The sequence below is a fragment of the Cellvibrio mixtus subsp. mixtus J3-8 genome (genome assembly GCF_000766945.1).
Classification (GTDB): Bacteria; Pseudomonadota; Gammaproteobacteria; order Pseudomonadales; family Cellvibrionaceae; genus Cellvibrio; species Cellvibrio mixtus_A.
On record NZ_KN266207.1, the window covers coordinates 637,290 to 653,393 of the forward strand.

At 45.0% G+C, this 16,104-nt stretch carries 17 protein-coding genes and 3 tRNA genes; 11 read left to right on the forward strand and 9 right to left on the reverse strand.

The genetic code is table 11. The features are described from left to right. Positions 1–168: 168 nt before the first annotated feature. The 8 genes from A596_RS07765 to A596_RS07800 form a co-directional block, all read right to left on the reverse strand. Entirely contained in the window at positions 169–1,233 is a 1,065-nt protein-coding gene (locus A596_RS07765) for a class I SAM-dependent methyltransferase (RefSeq protein WP_039913547.1), read from the reverse strand. After that, positions 1,230–1,925 (reverse strand): 16S rRNA pseudouridine(516) synthase RsuA, encoded by a 696-nt coding sequence (gene rsuA / locus A596_RS07770; protein WP_039913548.1) that lies wholly within the window; start codon positions 1,923–1,925, stop codon positions 1,230–1,232. Before rsuA ends, A596_RS07765 begins: the two co-directional genes overlap by 4 nt. Further along, on the reverse strand, positions 1,925–2,680 hold the full coding sequence (gene truC, locus A596_RS07775; protein WP_039913549.1) for a tRNA pseudouridine(65) synthase TruC: 756 nt from the start codon (positions 2,678–2,680) through the stop codon (positions 1,925–1,927). The genes rsuA and truC overlap by 1 nt, the downstream gene beginning before the upstream one ends. 105 nt (positions 2,681–2,785) lie before the next feature. Next, positions 2,786–3,088 (reverse strand): hypothetical protein, encoded by a 303-nt coding sequence (locus A596_RS07780; protein WP_039913551.1) that lies wholly within the window; start codon positions 3,086–3,088, stop codon positions 2,786–2,788. Positions 3,089–3,148: 60 nt separating this feature from the next. Then, the gene (gene folD / locus A596_RS07785; RefSeq protein ID WP_039913552.1) at positions 3,149–3,997 is read right to left on the reverse strand and encodes a bifunctional methylenetetrahydrofolate dehydrogenase/methenyltetrahydrofolate cyclohydrolase FolD; all 849 of its coding nucleotides are present in this window, start codon (positions 3,995–3,997) and stop codon (positions 3,149–3,151) included. Between the two features lie 606 nt (positions 3,998–4,603). After that, positions 4,604–4,679, reverse strand: a tRNA-His gene (locus A596_RS07790). Positions 4,680–4,765: 86 nt separating this feature from the next. Then, a tRNA-Arg gene (locus tag A596_RS07795) sits at positions 4,766–4,842 on the reverse strand. A gap of 38 nt (positions 4,843–4,880) precedes the next feature. Further along, positions 4,881–4,957: transfer RNA gene (locus tag A596_RS07800), tRNA-Pro, on the reverse strand. Between the two features lie 393 nt (positions 4,958–5,350). On the opposite strand from A596_RS07800, the gene A596_RS07805 reads away from it, so the two are divergent. From A596_RS07805 to A596_RS07830, 6 genes are all read left to right on the forward strand, one after another. Beyond that, positions 5,351–5,851: a flavin reductase family protein gene (locus A596_RS07805; protein ID WP_039913553.1), complete on the forward strand. Its 501-nt coding sequence runs from the start codon at positions 5,351–5,353 to the stop codon at positions 5,849–5,851. A gap of 509 nt (positions 5,852–6,360) precedes the next feature. Continuing rightward, complete coding sequence (locus A596_RS07810) at positions 6,361–7,383, forward strand: NAD(P)H-dependent glycerol-3-phosphate dehydrogenase (RefSeq protein WP_039913554.1); 1,023 nt, start codon at positions 6,361–6,363, stop codon at positions 7,381–7,383. After that, complete coding sequence (locus tag A596_RS07815) at positions 7,383–7,742, forward strand: DUF4389 domain-containing protein (RefSeq protein WP_039913556.1); 360 nt, start codon at positions 7,383–7,385, stop codon at positions 7,740–7,742. The genes A596_RS07810 and A596_RS07815 overlap by 1 nt, the downstream gene beginning before the upstream one ends. Then, a complete protein-coding gene (gene sixA / locus A596_RS07820) occupies positions 7,743–8,204 on the forward strand; it encodes a phosphohistidine phosphatase SixA (RefSeq protein WP_039913557.1) in 462 nt (153 codons plus the stop codon). Between the two features lie 41 nt (positions 8,205–8,245). After that, a complete protein-coding gene (locus A596_RS07825) occupies positions 8,246–9,133 on the forward strand; it encodes an alpha/beta hydrolase (RefSeq protein WP_039913558.1) in 888 nt (295 codons plus the stop codon). Positions 9,134–9,154: 21 nt separating this feature from the next. Continuing rightward, positions 9,155–10,060, forward strand: coding sequence for a DUF4892 domain-containing protein (locus A596_RS07830; protein WP_235425645.1), 906 nt, complete (start codon positions 9,155–9,157; stop codon positions 10,058–10,060). 82 nt (positions 10,061–10,142) lie between these two features. Here A596_RS07830 and folE read toward each other — a convergent pair whose 3' ends face one another. Continuing rightward, positions 10,143–10,685, reverse strand: a complete 543-nt coding sequence (gene folE / locus A596_RS07835) for a GTP cyclohydrolase I FolE (RefSeq protein WP_039913559.1) — start codon at positions 10,683–10,685, stop codon at positions 10,143–10,145. Between the two features lie 149 nt (positions 10,686–10,834). On the opposite strand from folE, the gene prmB reads away from it, so the two are divergent. The 5 genes from prmB to A596_RS07860 all read left to right on the forward strand — a co-directional run bounded on the left by prmB (position 10,835) and on the right by A596_RS07860 (position 15,928). Next, complete coding sequence (gene prmB / locus A596_RS07840; RefSeq protein ID WP_039914451.1) at positions 10,835–11,764, forward strand: 50S ribosomal protein L3 N(5)-glutamine methyltransferase; 930 nt, start codon at positions 10,835–10,837, stop codon at positions 11,762–11,764. Positions 11,765–11,863: 99 nt separating this feature from the next. Further along, positions 11,864–12,964 carry a chorismate synthase gene (aroC, locus tag A596_RS07845; RefSeq protein WP_039913560.1) on the forward strand — a complete coding sequence of 367 codons (1,101 nt, stop codon included), beginning with the start codon at positions 11,864–11,866 and terminating at the stop codon, positions 12,962–12,964. Between the two features lie 70 nt (positions 12,965–13,034). Continuing rightward, entirely contained in the window at positions 13,035–14,210 is a 1,176-nt protein-coding gene (locus A596_RS07850) for an MFS transporter (RefSeq protein ID WP_084128138.1), read from the forward strand. A 1-nt stretch (position 14,211) separates the two neighbouring features. After that, positions 14,212–14,982 carry an amidohydrolase gene (locus A596_RS07855; RefSeq protein ID WP_039913561.1) on the forward strand — a complete coding sequence of 257 codons (771 nt, stop codon included), beginning with the start codon at positions 14,212–14,214 and terminating at the stop codon, positions 14,980–14,982. A gap of 40 nt (positions 14,983–15,022) precedes the next feature. Further along, positions 15,023–15,928, forward strand: a complete 906-nt coding sequence (locus tag A596_RS07860) for a 5'-nucleotidase (protein WP_039913564.1) — start codon at positions 15,023–15,025, stop codon at positions 15,926–15,928. Positions 15,929–16,104 lie beyond the last annotated feature (176 nt).

Genomic DNA, 16,104 nt, shown 5'->3' on the forward strand with positions numbered 1-16,104 from the left:
TCGGTGACTTCCTCTGCGGAAGTGGTGCGCATCATATAGAGGCAGTTTTAGTTGGTCAACCCTTTTTTAACACCTTTTCCCTGAAAAAATACCAATGAATTCAAAGCTGTCTATTAATTCCCCAGGCTGTATTTTTGCTGGGCAAAACCTGCTGGGGCAAGGCTCATTTCATAGGGAAAGGCCTATTACTTTGAAGCTGCCATTATCGGCCAGGGGCTTTATTTGCCTAAAGAGTGAAGCGGCTTTGCGCTCCAATGGGATAAATTGGTTCACCACAAAGATAGCAATCCCATTTGGGGCCAGCAGGCGACGGGCATTTGCCAGGAATTTATCCGTCAGGTCTCCATCAACACTGAAGCCTTGATGAAAAGGGGGGTTACACAACAAAAGGTCTGCCTTGGTTTGAAGGCCGGAGCCTGCATCTGCACCGACAACTTGCCCATCAATTTGGTTGATTCGCAGGTTTTCCCTGGCTATTTGCAGGGCTGCGGCATTGTTATCGGTCAGAACCCAGCGTGTGATTCCTGCGGCAATCTTATGGTTAGCAGTGGCAATTGAGAGATAGCCGTAACCGCACCCCAAGTCCAGGCAAGTTTGTGGGGCAGGGCGATTGGCAAAAACCTTGTCCAATTGAGCAATCAAGAATGCGCTGCCCGCATCAATTTTATTCCAGCCAAACAAGCCGGGTTTGCTCACCAGGTTCAAACCGGAATGGGTCGAGATAGGGCGGATTAAATCGTAATCGTTTGTATCCAGTTGTTGTTGTGAATCGAAATGGGCATGTTTAGTTAATTGCGCACTATAGACCTGACCATTTTTTTTGATGGATTTTTCGCAACCCAAGAGCGCGGCAATTTTTTCGATATAGGTTTTGGTTCCGTCATTTTTAAAACCGGATAACCAAAGCTCGCCGCCGATTTTTAAACAGCGCCATGCGTGATTTAATAAATGATGCACTAACGGCTTTTCTTTTGACACTCGATAAAAAAAACCATCTAACGTGCAGTCGCCTTGATGATTAAAATCAAAATCGGAAAATTGTATTTGTAACTGACGACTTTTCGCCTGTTCAGCGATATCCCAACGATTGGTAATTACTTGTAAATTCGAGTGCGGTAAACTTGGCAAACCATTTAACGCATTTTCATCGGTACACCAAACAAATTGCCGATCATTTTTTTTAATATTTAAGTGAAGGGCGTTCACTATCCAGTCCAGTGCCTGATCGCTCATTGTGTGCTTTCCTGTATCTCAATTTCATTCAAAGGGCGGTATTCTCCGGGTGCGAGTTGCGAATCCAATTTAATATTCCCGATGCTTTCCCGATGTAGTTGTATAACACGGTTACCTGTCGCAGCAAACATACGTTTTACCTGATGGTATTTTCCTTCATGAATTTGCAAGCGCGCAGAATGAGAGCTGAGTATTTCCAGGTGCGCGGGTCGAGTTAAATGTTTCTCACCATGCAACTGCACGCCTTGGGCAAATAAAGAAATAACATCTTGCTGAATTGGTTCAGCAGTGATGACCTGATAGGTTTTGGAGCATTCCTGTTTCGGTGCAGTGATACGGTGATTCCATTGGCCATCATCTGTTAGCAAAATCAGGCCCGTAGTATCGATATCCAGGCGGCCTGCGATTTGTAAGTCTTGCTTGCGCGGAACATCCAATAAATCTACCACAACGGGATGCTCACTATCGTTATTAGCGCATACGTACCCTAATGGTTTGTGCAGCATAATGTAACGATAGGCAAATGCCACGATAAGTTGACCATCTAATTTTACCTGTTCATCGCCGCGTAATTTGATATCCGCTTTACGGACAACTTCATTATTTACAGTTACACGTGCAGCTTTAACAAGTTGCTGGATTTGCGAACGTGAATAATCTGTGTATTGGCTTAGAAATTTGTCAAGGCGCATTAAAAAGGCTCCAGCCATGAAGAAGGTACTGCATTGCGCCAATCAAATTCACCCAGTATATGTAAAAATTTTTCTTCTAGCGGCGCAATAAGTTTTAACGGCGTTTGTGTAATTGGATGGCGAAGGTGTAATTCGGTGGCAGCTAGCATTAACCCACTACAATTAAACTGGTTTTGAAAAAAACGATTATGGACTCCTTTCCCATGTTTAGCGTCACCAATAATTGGATGGCTGATATGCTTCAGGTGGCGGCGAATTTGATGTTTGCGGCCCGTTTTAGGTTTGCATTCTACCAACGAATAGCGAGTGCAAGGATATTTATCCACACTAAATGGCAGCTCAATTGTTGCCAGTGTTTTAAACTCTGTCAGTGCATTTTGTGCTGGTTTATTACTGCGTGTTTTTTTATCGGTATATTTGTCCAGTTCTTCTATGAGTGGGTGATCTACGATTATTGCATCAGGTGCATGGCCTCGCACTAGCGCGAGATATATTTTTTCAAGATCATGCTGAAAGAAAATTTCACCCATTTTTTTTGCTATGCCAGCCGATAATGCAAATACCAGGACACCAGCGGTGGGTTTATCAAGCCGATGAACAGGAAATACTTGTTGTCCAATTTGATCGCGTACCAGCTGCATCGCAAAGCGCGTTTCGTGGCGATCAATTTCACTGCGATGTACCAGTAACCCACTGGGTTTATTGATAGCGACTAGATAGTCATCGCGGTAAATAATGGGTAAGTATTCAGGCATTTAAATACCACAAATAAATAACATTGGTGCGCAATTAAAATTCAATCCCACGAAAATAAAAAGCAGGCATGAGCCTGCTTTTTTGAGGGCGACAAAGCTTGGCTGTTACTGGGCTGTAGGTGCGGCCTCTGTATTTTCTGTGCAATTCCAGCCCCAGGATTTTTGTTTCTCGGTGAACTCAGCGGCTTTTGCTTCGCATTGCCCTTCTGTGGTCTCGTAGGTCCAAAGGCTTTGTGTTGCTCCATCCTTGGTGTAGTTAACTGTACAAGGTACTGTTTTGTCACTACTGTAATTTACTTCAATAATTCGCTCGGCATTATTCAATGTACAATTATATTTCACTGGTTCAGCAGCAAAAACACTACTGCTCATTGTGTATATACCTACTAACATAATTACATGGCGCATCTTTTTACTCCTTAAAAAATACAACGTTATCAATAAGGTTGAACGAATTAGGAATAACCATCAACCGATTTTCTTTTCGCCTGAGTCCACGGTTTGATAAATCAGGGTGTTGATTGTCATTGGTCCAACACCACCGGGAACCGGAGTGTAAGCTGCAACACGATCAACTAATGGTTTTAACTCAATATCACCAACACCACCAGGATGATAGCCGGCATCAACAACGACGGCACCGTCTTTGATCCATTCAGCTTTAATGAATTCCGGTTTGCCAACAGCACCTACCAATATATCTGCCTGTTTAATCAATGCCGGTAAATTTTGTGTGCGTGAATGGCAGATAGTGACTGTCGCATTAGCGTTTAGAAGCATTAAGGCCATTGGCTTGCCCAGAATAGGGCTGCGGCCTACGACAACAGCGTGCTTGCCGGCCAACTCAATTCCATAAGCTTCCAATAAACGCATAATTCCTTTTGGTGTTGCACAGCCGTAAGCCTCCTCACCCATGCTCATACGGCCAAAGCCCAGGCAGGTTACGCCGTCTACATCTTTTTCAGCATTGATTGCATCGAAACATAAGCGTTCGTCAATTTGATGGGGGACTGGATGTTGCAACAATATTCCGTGAACATTCGGATTGTTATTCAGCTCCTGAATTTTGGCCAGCAATTGCTCGGTTGTTGTTGTTGAAGGAAGCTCTACCTTCAAAGACTCCATACCAATGCGAGTACAAGCATTGCCTTTCATTTTTACGTAGGTTGCTGAGGCTGGATCATCGCCAACGAGAATGGTTGCAAGAATGGGGGTTTGTTGGCCATTACTGCGTGCTTTTAACGCAGTAACACGTGCAGAGAGTTCCTGTTCGGTTTTTTCGGCAAGGGCTTTGCCATCCAATACGAGTGCAGACATGGGCGCTAATTACCTGTGCAATGTGAAAGAAAAGTTGATATGAAATAGATGGCATTTTCCCACAGCAACTATGTACCGCCAAGGAAATTTAATCAATGAACCAAATGGTAAGTGAGTCACTCTTAATAGGGAGCAGCAATTTTATTACCAATGCACCGCATAAGGTTTCAGTTCCTATGTGGTTTTTAACGGGAGATATCAGGATATGGTAAGAAAATCTGTAAGGATGATTACGGTGGTTGGAATTGTCATCGCAATCGGCATAGTGTTTTTATGGTACTACGGCCATAAAACGGCGTGTGAGGATGTGGCGGTATATGTTAAATGTGAAAACTTCTTTGATTAAATAGATCGGTTTATGGCGCTAGTCTTTTGCGTATATTGCTTTTAATTATTGTGAGGGAAATTTTGGATTTTCTTCACAATAATTAATGTTAGCTTTCTCTCGTATTTTCTGCTTTAAAAATAATCATTTTTGTAATCCTCTTGTGATTCCACAATCGCAATGTAATGTTGATTGGTATTGATAATGCGGGTGGAATTTTGGAGCTTACAAGAATAGATGTAGTGAATTTAAAACAATTTTTTTTGAGGGGGGAGAAAATATGGGGTGGCTGATGGGGCTCGAACCCACGACCACTGGAATCACAATCCAGGGCTCTACCAACTGAGCTACAGCCACCATAGCGAGAAAAAATATCCACACCGAGATTGCTCTCACTTTTAAACTCTTTTGAGTGAAAAGCGGGTTGTAATAACTACCCAGTATGGCGCGCCCGGCAGGATTCGAACCTGCGACCACCCGCTTAGAAGGCGGGTGCTCTATCCAGCTGAGCTACGGGCACATGCTGGAATTAAACCTTCGCAGGTTCGATGAAAAAAATGGTCGGAGTGGAGGGATTCGAACCCCCGACATTCTGCTCCCAAAACAGACGCGCTACCGGGCTGCGCTACACTCCGACGACTTGAAACTCAGTGCGTTTCAAGTGGTGCGCATAATAGCGACGTGATTTAAGCTCGTCAACGAAAAAAATGCAGCAAAATAAAATATTTAGCGCATTCAGCTAAAATCTAATCAGCTTGCGCAAGGAGCATTCAATGTGAGGCTCAAGAACTCTGGATTGTAATTTCAAGAAGCGTTACTACTGAGGATTTCAATTACGTCAATATCAAAAAATAACCAGGCCGATAGCCTTTATTGATTTTTATTATTGTGTTTTGCCTATTGCTCCCATTCCAGTGAACTATGCGACCCTGAGAGCTTGGTCGTTTTATGCTGCGTAGTGTCACTACCCAGGCTTGTGTGACCTTATTTAGCTAGTCAGAATAAGCACTTACTTTGTTGGAGTTTTTATGCAAAACAATAAATTAGCCGTGTCGATGAAGTTGGGTATGCGCCGGTTAGCATCCGGTGTCTGTGTGTTATCAACCTGCTTGCCTAATAATCAACGTTTTGCAATGACGGTTTCTTCTGTGACATCAGTCTCTGATTCTCCGGCCTCTTTGCTGGTTTGCATTAATCAGCAAGTGTCGCAACAGGGGCATCTAGCAACCAAAGGAAGTCAATTTGCCATCAACGTGCTTTCCGTCAGTCATAAACATGTTTCCAATCTTTGTGCGGGGCGTGAACCTTCCCGGGATCGTTTTGAAGTGGGGCAGTGGGAAGAGGATGATACTGGTTTGCCGATATTGGGCGATTCTGAAGCTGTATTCATTTGTCAAACTGACCAGGTAACTACCTATGGAACCCATAAGATAATAATTGGTGCCATCCATAAGGTGATTATTAATGGAGCAGAGGTGAATCCACTGCTATATGCTGATGGTAGTTACGGTGCGTTTGTGCGCCAATAGATAATTGGTACCTAATCTGTTTTAGAGATACATCGATTAAGGTTCCCTGATGATGATTTGCGCTACTATTTTCGAATCAAAATGAAGCAAAATTTTTGTGTGAAATTAGCTTGCAATATGAATATTTCGTGTCTATGGGTGCTTTAAGGTTAATGATCACTAACTCTTTATGCACACCTCCAGTGCTTCAGCGCCAAGGTCGTTTAAGGGTTGATCAAAAACGCGAAAAATTGAACTTTTTATCGGGTTTTTTTATGTAACATAATGATTTAAAAGGAATTATTTTTTATGGTCAAATTTTGATCAATCTGTGCGTGGGGCAGATTTTATGGGCCCTGGGAACAGTTTCCCAAAAACTATCCACTAAGTTATCCACAGAAAATGTGGACAAAATTTTGATGAAAGTTTTTGTGCAAAAAAGTTACAGTTTGAGTGTTTCGTATCTTTTTTTTACGTAACAAGTGACGGTTTTTTGCACATGATTCCTTGTTTGAAGTCTGGATTAAATTATGAGTAAACGATTAAAGGTGGCGGTGCTTGGCGGTGGCAGTTTTGGTACGGCAATTGCCAACATCATTGCCTGCAATAACCATCAGACCAGCCTGTGGATGCGTTCTGTAGAGCAGGCACAAAAATGTCAATTAATGCGACAGAATGAACGTTATCTTCCCGGATACACCCTCAATGAACAATTGGTTGTTACCGCTGATTTGTCATTAGCTGTTGCTGGCGCTGATCTGATATTTGTTTCGATCCCCAGTCATTCATTTCGCAATGTGACTCGCCAAATAAAATCAATGTTGGCTGAAAACACTATTATTGTAAGCACTGCCAAAGGTATTGAGCCCGAAGGTGGTTTTACTCTAATGAGTCAAATTCTGGAGCAGGAATTACCGGATAATCCTATCGGTGTATTGAGTGGTCCTAATTTCGCGAAAGAAATCGTACAGCAGCAACAAACAGGTACTGTAATCGCCAGCGAGAACGAATCTGTTATCGACATTGTCCAACACACGCTAAAGTCACCCACATTTCGTGTATATGCAAACCATGATCGATATGGCGTGGAATTGGGCGGTGCCTTGAAAAATATCTACGCTATTATCTGCGGCATGGCGGCAGCCTTGGGTGCGGGCCACAATACCCAGGCGATGCTGCTAACGCGCAGTCTGGCAGAAATGGGGCGGTTTGCCCAAACCATGGGCGCAAATCCTATGACATTTTTAGGGCTTGCCGGTGTAGGTGATTTAATTCTTACCTGTACTTCTGATTTAAGCCGTAATTACCGTGTTGGTTTTGCGTTGGGACAGGGAAAAAACCTGGATGAAATTGTTGCGTCTTTAGGTCAGGTTGCGGAAGGTGTGAATACATTGCGTCAGGTAAAACAAAAGGCTGACGAATTACAAGTGTACATGCCTTTGGTTACGGGCCTTTATGCGGTACTTTTTCAAGGTAAGGCAATCAGTGCCGTGGCGCATGGCTTGATGGTTGGCGAACAAGCTAACGATGTTGAATTTTTGGGGAAAAAATGATGGATAACGAACAACTTAAATCTAACTTAACGTCTGGTAAACACTGGTTGCGGTTAGTGTTTATGCTGTTGTTTGCAGCGGTATTACAGTTAGCTAGTTTAGTGATGTGGGTGATTGTTGCAGTGCAATTTTTATTTTCATTAATTACCGGTGAAGATAATCAACACTTACGTCGATTCGGCCATTCGTTATCAACCTACATTTATGATGTGCTTAAATTTTTGTGCTACAGCAGTGAAGAAAAACCATTTCCATTTGCTGATTGGCCTGTAAGTAATCCCGAACCTGTTGACGCACCTGAGGCTGCTGCGCCAGCAGTGTTATCCGATAATAATGCCCCGGAAAAAGCGACGGAATAAATGGACCTATTTATTTTGCGCCACGGCCAGGCCGAGCCTCAAAAAACGACAGATGAAGTTCGCGAGCTTACCGCTAAGGGGCGCGAGGACACCAAGCGAATAATTGCTGGCCGTCTGGCTGAGTTGCAGTCAATTACGCAAGTGTGGGCAAGCCCATTGGTTCGAGCGCAGCAAACTGCGGTTATTGCAACAAGTTATTTTCCAGCATTAGAAATACGCACGTCAGAATTAATAATTCCCGAGGCAAGCCCCGCTGCTGCGATCAATTGGTTACAGTCTATTGATCAACAAAACCTGTCTATACTCCTGGTAAGTCATCAACCATTTGTGGGTGAGCTGGTTAATAAGCTATGCGGCAAATCTTCTGGATATTACCCAATGGGTACAAGCTCGCTCGCTGCTATACGGACTTCCGTAGTTGCAGTTGATATGGGTGAGTTGTTGTGGCTGGATCACGCTTGATTCTATTTTCGGGTAATTAATTATTCACGAGTGTCATTGCCATGCTGTCTTCACAATTTCCTCGTGAATTGCAACTTAATGTTCATGGAATGAACTTCGCCGCCCAGGAATGGGGAACACCTGATCAATTACCGGTATTAGCTCTGCACGGCTGGTTGGACAATTCCTCCAGCTTTTATGCATTGGCACCGAGATTGAAGAATCTGCACATTGTCGCCGTCGATTTGGCTGGCCATGGGCGTAGTGATCGTCGTCCGGGGCATATGGCTTACACTCCATGGGATGATATTTGTGATTTATTTGCAATTGCGGACTATTTAGGTTGGGAGCGCTTTGCATTTCTGGGGCATTCGCGCGGAGCGATTATTAGCACGCTGGCTGCCGGTGCATTCCCCGAGCGTATTTTATGTTTGGGGCTTGTTGAAGGGTTATTGCCGGAAGCGGCTCCGGCAGAAGACGCCCCCAAACAATTGGCTAGGGCGATCAACGGGTTGCGTAACCAGAAACAAAAATCGCCATCCGTTTATCCGGATATGGAAGTCGCTATCAAAGCGCGGGAACGCGGTATGTTTCCTCTCAGTTATGAAGCGGCAAAAGCATTAACCGAGCGCGGTGTCGTTGCGCAAAGTGATGGTTTTTCCTGGAGTACGGATCCGCGTTTGCTTGCACCTTCTATTATCCGTCTGGCACGTGAGCAACTCGCGGCGTTTGTAAACAATATTAATATGCCAGTCAGGTTGTTGTTAGCAACTGACGGGTTGCCCAAACTGTACCCGAATTATTTAAATGAAGTCGCCCGCTTTCCACATATTGGTTATGAATTACTGGAGGGCGGGCATCACCTCCATATGGAACAAGAAGTTGACCTTGTTGCAGCAAAGTTGAATGAATTCTTTACTGCGTTTATCGACGCTGAATCAAAAAAATAATGCGATCACACGAGTAAGCCAATGATCATGTTTCGTCTGTTAACTGTTGTACTTTTTTCTGTAATTGCTGCTTCTGCTACGGCCGCAAAGCTGGAATTACAAACCTACCACAATGCGCGGATACTTTTTGAAAGCAAGGCCCGGACTGATGAATATATATTTGCGTTGGGAAGCTATAAAAAAGTCGCTGGCGCCTGGCGATTGGATCGCCAGCAACGCTTAAGTGGAGACCTTGAGCGCTTTACCCTGGAATTACCAGAAGGGCATAGTGCTAAAAACGGTTTTGATTTTTACCTGGACCAATTGCAAAATTTTAATTTTCGCGAATTATTTCACTGTAAAAGCCGTGATTGCGGAACCAGTAACTCCTGGGCTAACAATCATTTTAAAATCTTGCAGCTTTATGGCTTGGACCAATTTCAATATTACGGTGCCTATGAAGTAACAACCGCAGAAGATAAACCATTTTATGTAGCGATTTACGCTGTACAGCGCGGTAACAAACGTGTGTATATGCAATTGGAAATTTTGCATATCGATAAGTTGATCGAGCTCGGAATTGCAGCAAGTCCGGAGTCCATTATCAAATCATTCGATACCAGTGGTTACTATGTGTTTCCTGATTTGGTAGGGCAAGATGAAAAAGGTAATCCCCGTATTCAAATCAAGTCCGCGCATTTGCAAGCGTTGATTGATGTACTTACACAAAAATCTGATTGGAATATTGCTATCGTTGGTCACGACTATATGCCGGTCACCCTGGCTCAACAGCAGAAGGAATCCAGGGTTTATGCCGATCAACTCAAAGCTGCATTGCAGGAAAAAGGCGTGACCGCATCGCGAATGACAACTTATGGTTTGGGTAGTTTGGCACCGGCGGGACGAGGGGACAGAAATGCGCGCGTGGAAGTGGTGCGAATTAAATAAATCGTTGATATAGAATTACCATAAAAAAAGCCGCTTCATATTTCAAGCGGCTTTTTTTATGGTGCTGTCTGATTCGGGTATTTTATGAGCGTAATAATGATAAGAACTCATTACGTGTGGCTTGATTGGTGCGGAAGCTGCCTAGCATGGCGGATGTTTTCATCGACGAGTTTTGCTTTTCTACACCGCGCATCATCATACACATATGTTTTGCTTCGATGATAACGCCAACCCCGGAAGCGCCGGTAATTTCCTGAACGCTTTCAGCGATCTGTACTGTCAGTTGTTCCTGGATTTGCAGGCGACGGGCAAACATATCTACGATGCGCGCGATTTTCGATAAGCCTAATACCTTTCCGGTCGGGATATACGCAACATGTGCCTTGCCAATAAAGGGCAGGAGGTGATGCTCGCACAGTGAATAGAGCTCAATATCTTTCACCATAATCATTTCTTCGGAATCCGAAGGAAAAAGCGCACCGTTTACTATTTCGTCCAATGTCTGGTTGTAACCGCGGGTTAAAAATTGAAAGGCCTTGGCGGCGCGATCCGGTGTGTCGAGCAGGCCAGGGCGGTTCAGGTCTTCACCGATGCTGGAAATAATGCTCGCAAAATGTTCTCTCATGGGCTGTCGTCTCTTAAATGTGCCACTTGCGGCGGTGGTCGCTAACGTTTAACGAAGTACAGTTTACCGCGTTCAGTGCCGATCACGAAAACATAAATCCCGATTAATTGGGTAGAATGGCTGCCTTTTCAGTGTTGTTGGATTCGACCATGACCAATTCTTCACCAGATTTCGCCCAAGCCATTACTGAGCTGGTAAGTATCCGCGATTTTTTCCGCTGGGCTGCCAGTGAGTTTGTTGCCGCTAAACTCTTTTACGGCCATGGGACTGATAACCCATGGGACGAAGCCGAACAATTGGTTTTGCATGCGCTCCATTTGAATCCGCCACTCGCTGATGAATGGCTCGATGCGCGCCTGACGCGAGCGGAAAAGGAACGGGTGGTCGCCAATATCCAGCGTCGAATTGAGGAACGTATCCCTGCGGCCTATATCACCGGTCAGGCCTGGTTTGCCGGTATGCCTTTTGTAGTGGATGAGCGGGTATTGGTACCGCGTTCGCCAATCGCCGAGTTGATTGAAAAACAATTTGCGCCCTGGCTGAGTGCAGAGCCGCAACAGATCCTGGATCTTTGTACGGGCAGTGGGTGTATTGGTATCGCCTGTGCCTACGCCTTTCCTGATGCAGAGGTGCAATTAAGCGATATTTCCTTCGATGCTTTGGCGGTGGCCGAAGAGAATATCCACCAGCATGATTTGGCTGATCGGGTGTTTGCCTTACAGTCAGATTTATTTGAAAGCTTGCTTGGCCAACGTTTTGATTTGATCGTTTCCAATCCCCCTTATGTCGACGCAGATGATATGGCCAGTTTGCCGCAGGAGTATCATGCTGAACCAGAATTGGGGTTGGCCTCCGGTGTGGATGGGTTGGATTTCACGCGTCGTTTATTGGCGGAAGCAGCGGATCATCTCACCGAAAATGGTGTGCTGGTGGTCGAAGTCGGTAATTCCTGGCCAGCATTGGAGGAGGCTTACCCTGGATTGTCATTTACCTGGGTCGAGTTTGAACGCGGGGGCCATGGGGTCTTTGTACTCAATGCTGCGGATTTGCGTAGTGCTCGCAAACACGGGCTTATTTAGCGCAGTGCGCGCTCCGGTCAAGTCACGTATAATCCACCAACTTTTTTGCATCTACTTTTTACTGGCGCCTATTTTTCATTTATCCGGTGTTTGATTCTTATGTCTGGCAATACCTACGGAAAATTATTTACGGTTACCACTTTTGGTGAAAGTCACGGCCTTGCATTGGGCGCGATTGTGGATGGTTGTCCACCTGGTCTGGAGTTGACTGAGGCAGACATCCAGATTGATCTGGATCGCCGCAAGCCGGGCACCTCACGCTATACAACCCAGCGCCGCGAAGAGGATCTGGTTAAAATTTTATCTGGCGTATTTGAAGGTAAAACCACTGGTACGCCAATTGGTATGGTGATTGAAAACACCGATCAACGCTCCAAGGATTATTCAAATATCAAAGACCAATTCCGCCCGGCGCATGCTGATTACACTTATATGCAAAAATATGGTGTGCGTGATTATCGAGGCGGCGGCCGTTCATCTGCGCGTGAAACTGCGATGCGTGTTGCAGCAGGTTCAATTGCAAAAAAATATTTGAAAGATTTTCACGGCATTGAAGTGCGCGGTTATTTATCGCAGTTAGGACCAATAAAAATTGAAACTGTGGATTGGGATCAGGTTGATCAAAATCCTTTCTTCTGTCCGGACGCAAGCAAAGTGCCTGAAATGGAAGAATTTATGAAAGCCCTGAATAAAGAGGGTGATTCCATCGGTGCAAAGATTACAGTCGTTGCAACCAATGTTCCTCCGGGATTAGGTGAGCCGATTTTTGATCGCCTGGATGCAGAAATTGCCCACGCGTTAATGAGCATTAACGCGGTAAAAGGTGTAGAGATTGGCGAAGGTTTTGCTGTGGTAGAGCAACGCGGCAGCAAGCACCGTGATGAAATTACCCCGGAAGGATTTTTATCCAATAATGCGGGCGGTATCTTGGGCGGAATCTCTTCCGGTCAGGATATTATTGCCAATATCGCATTAAAACCGACTTCAAGCTTGCACATTCCTGGTCGCAGTGTGGATGTGAACGGCAATCCTGTTGAAGTGATTACTAAAGGCCGCCACGATCCTTGCGTTGGTATTCGTGCAACACCTATTGCTGAGGCCATGTTGGCGTTGGTGTTGATGGATCATTTGCTGCGTCACCGCGGGCAAAATGGTGCAGTAAAGCATTCGATCCCGGTAATCCCTCCCAGTGTTAAATAACGATTAATCACACTGGCTGCATTGAACAGGCAGCCAGTGTGAAATCCACCTTTCATCTCCGTTGCTCTTTATGTCTCTGCCCGCTGCGCAAACTATTATTCCTTATTGGCGCCTTTCCGGATTTTATTTTTTTTATTTCGCTGTGGTCGGTACATTAATTCCCTATTGGGGAGTGTACCTGAAGTCTCTCGGATATTCCTCGCAAGATGTCGGCATTATTAGCGCAATTATTTTGGCGACCCGCATCCTCGCGCCGAATTTTTGGGGTTGGCTTGCAGATCATACACGCAAACGCTTGCGTATTATTCGTTACGGGAGTTTTCTCGCAGCGTTGATTTTTGCCGGCGTTTTATTGGACCAGCGTTACGGGTGGCTGGTTCTTGTAGTGAGTTGCTATACGTTTTTCTGGCATGCAGTACTGCCACAATTTGAAGTTATCACCCTGGGCTATCTTTCTGGAAATTATCACAAATACAGCCAAATCCGTTTATGGGGATCGCTTGGCTTTATGTCGGCTGTGATTGGTTTGGGGCTGGTGTTCGATGTATTGCCGATTCGTTTCCTGCCGCTGTTTATTTTAAGTTTTCTGATTCTCATCTGGTTGTCCAGCCTCAGCTTGCAAGATAAAAGCACCACTAAAAATAGCGGGTCATCAGCAGGATTTTTATCCATAATTTCGCAGCCGGTGATGTTATGTTTTTTAGCCGCGAGCTTCTTGTTGCAGTTGAGCCATGGACCTTATTACACCTTTTATACCTTGTATCTGGTTGAAAATTACGGATATAGCAGCACGGCAACTGGTCTATTGTGGGCGTTGGGAGTTCTGGCCGAGGTTGCCATTTTTATTGTGATGCCCCGTTTATTGCGCAGGTTTAACTTGCGTCATTTATTTTTGTTTTGTTTATTGATGACTGCATTGCGCTGGATGTTAATCGGATATTGTGCCGACTCTTTAATCGTTTTATTAATGGCGCAATTGTTACATGCGTGCAGCTTTGGTATTGCCCATTCGGTGTCGATTGAATTGGTAAGAAATTATTTTAAGGGGGGACACCAGGGGCAGGGGCAGGCGCTATATAGCTCGTTCAGTTTTGGTGCTGGCGGTGCTACGGGCGCATTGATTGGCGGGCTATTATGGGACTATAGTGCATCATCGACATTTTTATTGTCGGCTTTGGCTTCCTTGTTGGCTTTCGCCATCTGTTATCGCTGGTTGTATCCCGTTATCGAAAACGAGGCTGGTTGAAATGGAAAACCTTAAAGTCACTTTAGTTCAGCAAACCATCACCCCGAATGATCCCCAAAAGAACCTGGACCATTTTTCCCAGGCAATGAATGCAATTTCTTCAACTGATTTGATTGTCCTGCCGGAGGTTTTTACAACGGGCTTTTGTGCAAGTGCGCGCAATTATGCGGAAGCCGTTGGCGGGCGGGCTTATCAATGGATGCATGCGCAAGCGGTGAAGCATCAGGCGGTCATTACCGGGAGCCTTGTTGTTAAAGAAGGTGATATTTATTTTAATCGCATGGTATGGATGCGCCCTGATGGAACCTATGCGGAGTATGATAAACGCCATCTTTTTCGCATGGCAGGCGAACATACCCGTTATGCGATGGGCTCCAGGCGCTTGCTGGTCGAATTGAAAGGTTGGCGAATTCTGCCATTGATTTGTTACGACTTGCGTTTCCCGGTGTGGAGTCGCAATCGTAATGATTATGATCTTGCGATTTATGTGGCCAATTGGCCAAGTGCGCGTGCATTGCATTGGAACCGCTTGCTGCAGGTGCGTGCGATTGAAAATCTAAGTTACGTTGTTGGTGTAAATCGTGTCGGCATGGATGAAGCTGAGCAACATTATGCGGGCGATTCGTCAGTTTACGGTCCGGCAGGTGAAGTGATTGCCACCAGCCAGGAGTCGGAGCTAATTTCGGTTGAGCTTTATGCTGAGCGTTTACAGGAATATCGAGAAAAATTTCCTGCGCATTTGGATATGGATAAATTTGAATTACTGTTCTAGGTGCAACCAGGCTTGGAACAGTTTAGTGGAGCGTTGAAAAATGCCTAAAGGTTTTGGCGATAAATTAGTGATCGCGATTTCATCGCGTGCACTGTTTAATCTGGATGCAAGTCATCAGGTATATATCAATGAGGGATTGGCTGCTTATGCCCAATATCAAATTGACCATGAGGATGAAATCCTTGCTCCCGGTGATGCATTTCCTATGGTTCAAAAGCTCTTGCGGTTAAATGAACGCTTAGGTGGTGAGCCGCGTGTAGAAGTGATTTTACTATCGCGCAATAGTGCAGATACCGGATTGCGTGTATTCAATTCCATTGAACACTACGGTTTAAAAATCAGTCGTGCTGCATTTTGCGGCGGAACATCTCCTTATCGTTACGCTTCGGCATTTGGTTGTCATTTATTTTTATCGACAGAACCGGATGATGTGAAACAGGCGTTGGACCATGGAATGGCAGCAGCAACTTTAATTGCATCCAACAGTCAGATAGAAAACGAAGATGAGTTGCGTTTTGCTTTTGATGGCGATGCTGTGATTTTTTCCGATGAGGCAGAGCGTGTTTATAAGTTGCAAGGCTTATCCGCATTTACTGAAAGCGAAAAAGCATCAGCCAAAGAACCGCTAACGGGTGGGCCATTTAAGCAATTCCTGTCTGCTTTACATGGTTTACAAGCAGAATTTGGAGAAAACTGCCCCATTCGCACAGCATTGGTAACTGCGCGCTCGGCACCTGCCCATGAACGCGTTATCCGGACATTGCGAGCATGGAACATCCGTATTGATGAGTCGCTGTTTTTGGGCGGATTATCCAAAGGAACGTTCCTGAAAGCTTACGGCGCAGACGTCTTCTTTGATGATCAAAAAATGCACTGCGAATCGGCTCGTGAGCATGTTCCAACCGGTCATGTGCCCCATGGGATCGCCAATCACCAACCATCCTGATCGGCGCATTTTGTTATGTATATACCCAAGGTAGGGGCTAAACGGGGTATTTTTTACTATTTTTGTCATAATCCCCGGTAAAAACTTTGAATTTTCGGGATATAGTCTAAAGTTGTAACAAGACCCGCCTGTAGCACAATTAATAATTGCTAGGCATAAGGTCCTGTTTTGTTCTA

What these genes read in the sequence shown, in the direction of transcription:
- A596_RS07810 (WP_039913554.1), top strand. Translation starts at nt 6,361, where the DNA reads ATGAGTAAACGATTAAAGGTGGCGGTGCTTGGCGGTGGCAGTTTTGGT.
- A596_RS07825 (WP_039913558.1), top strand. Translation starts at nt 8,246, where the DNA reads ATGCTGTCTTCACAATTTCCTCGTGAATTGCAACTTAATGTTCATGGA.
- sixA (WP_039913557.1), top strand. Translation starts at nt 7,743, where the DNA reads ATGGACCTATTTATTTTGCGCCACGGCCAGGCCGAGCCTCAAAAAACG.
- A596_RS07780 (WP_039913551.1), bottom strand. Translation starts at nt 3,088, where the DNA reads ATGCGCCATGTAATTATGTTAGTAGGTATATACACAATGAGCAGTAGT.
- prmB (WP_039914451.1), top strand. Translation starts at nt 10,835, where the DNA reads ATGACCAATTCTTCACCAGATTTCGCCCAAGCCATTACTGAGCTGGTA.
- folD (WP_039913552.1), bottom strand. Translation starts at nt 3,997, where the DNA reads ATGTCTGCACTCGTATTGGATGGCAAAGCCCTTGCCGAAAAAACCGAA.
- A596_RS07855 (WP_039913561.1), top strand. Translation starts at nt 14,212, where the DNA reads ATGGAAAACCTTAAAGTCACTTTAGTTCAGCAAACCATCACCCCGAAT.
- folE (WP_039913559.1), bottom strand. Translation starts at nt 10,685, where the DNA reads ATGAGAGAACATTTTGCGAGCATTATTTCCAGCATCGGTGAAGACCTG.
- A596_RS07850 (WP_084128138.1), top strand. Translation starts at nt 13,035, where the DNA reads ATGTCTCTGCCCGCTGCGCAAACTATTATTCCTTATTGGCGCCTTTCC.
- A596_RS07860 (WP_039913564.1), top strand. Translation starts at nt 15,023, where the DNA reads ATGCCTAAAGGTTTTGGCGATAAATTAGTGATCGCGATTTCATCGCGT.
- truC (WP_039913549.1), bottom strand. Translation starts at nt 2,680, where the DNA reads ATGCCTGAATACTTACCCATTATTTACCGCGATGACTATCTAGTCGCT.
- rsuA (WP_039913548.1), bottom strand. Translation starts at nt 1,925, where the DNA reads ATGCGCCTTGACAAATTTCTAAGCCAATACACAGATTATTCACGTTCG.
- A596_RS07765 (WP_039913547.1), bottom strand. Translation starts at nt 1,233, where the DNA reads ATGAGCGATCAGGCACTGGACTGGATAGTGAACGCCCTTCACTTAAAT.
- A596_RS07815 (WP_039913556.1), top strand. Translation starts at nt 7,383, where the DNA reads ATGGATAACGAACAACTTAAATCTAACTTAACGTCTGGTAAACACTGG.
- A596_RS07805 (WP_039913553.1), top strand. Translation starts at nt 5,351, where the DNA reads ATGCAAAACAATAAATTAGCCGTGTCGATGAAGTTGGGTATGCGCCGG.
- A596_RS07830 (WP_235425645.1), top strand. Translation starts at nt 9,155, where the DNA reads ATGATCATGTTTCGTCTGTTAACTGTTGTACTTTTTTCTGTAATTGCT.
- aroC (WP_039913560.1), top strand. Translation starts at nt 11,864, where the DNA reads ATGTCTGGCAATACCTACGGAAAATTATTTACGGTTACCACTTTTGGT.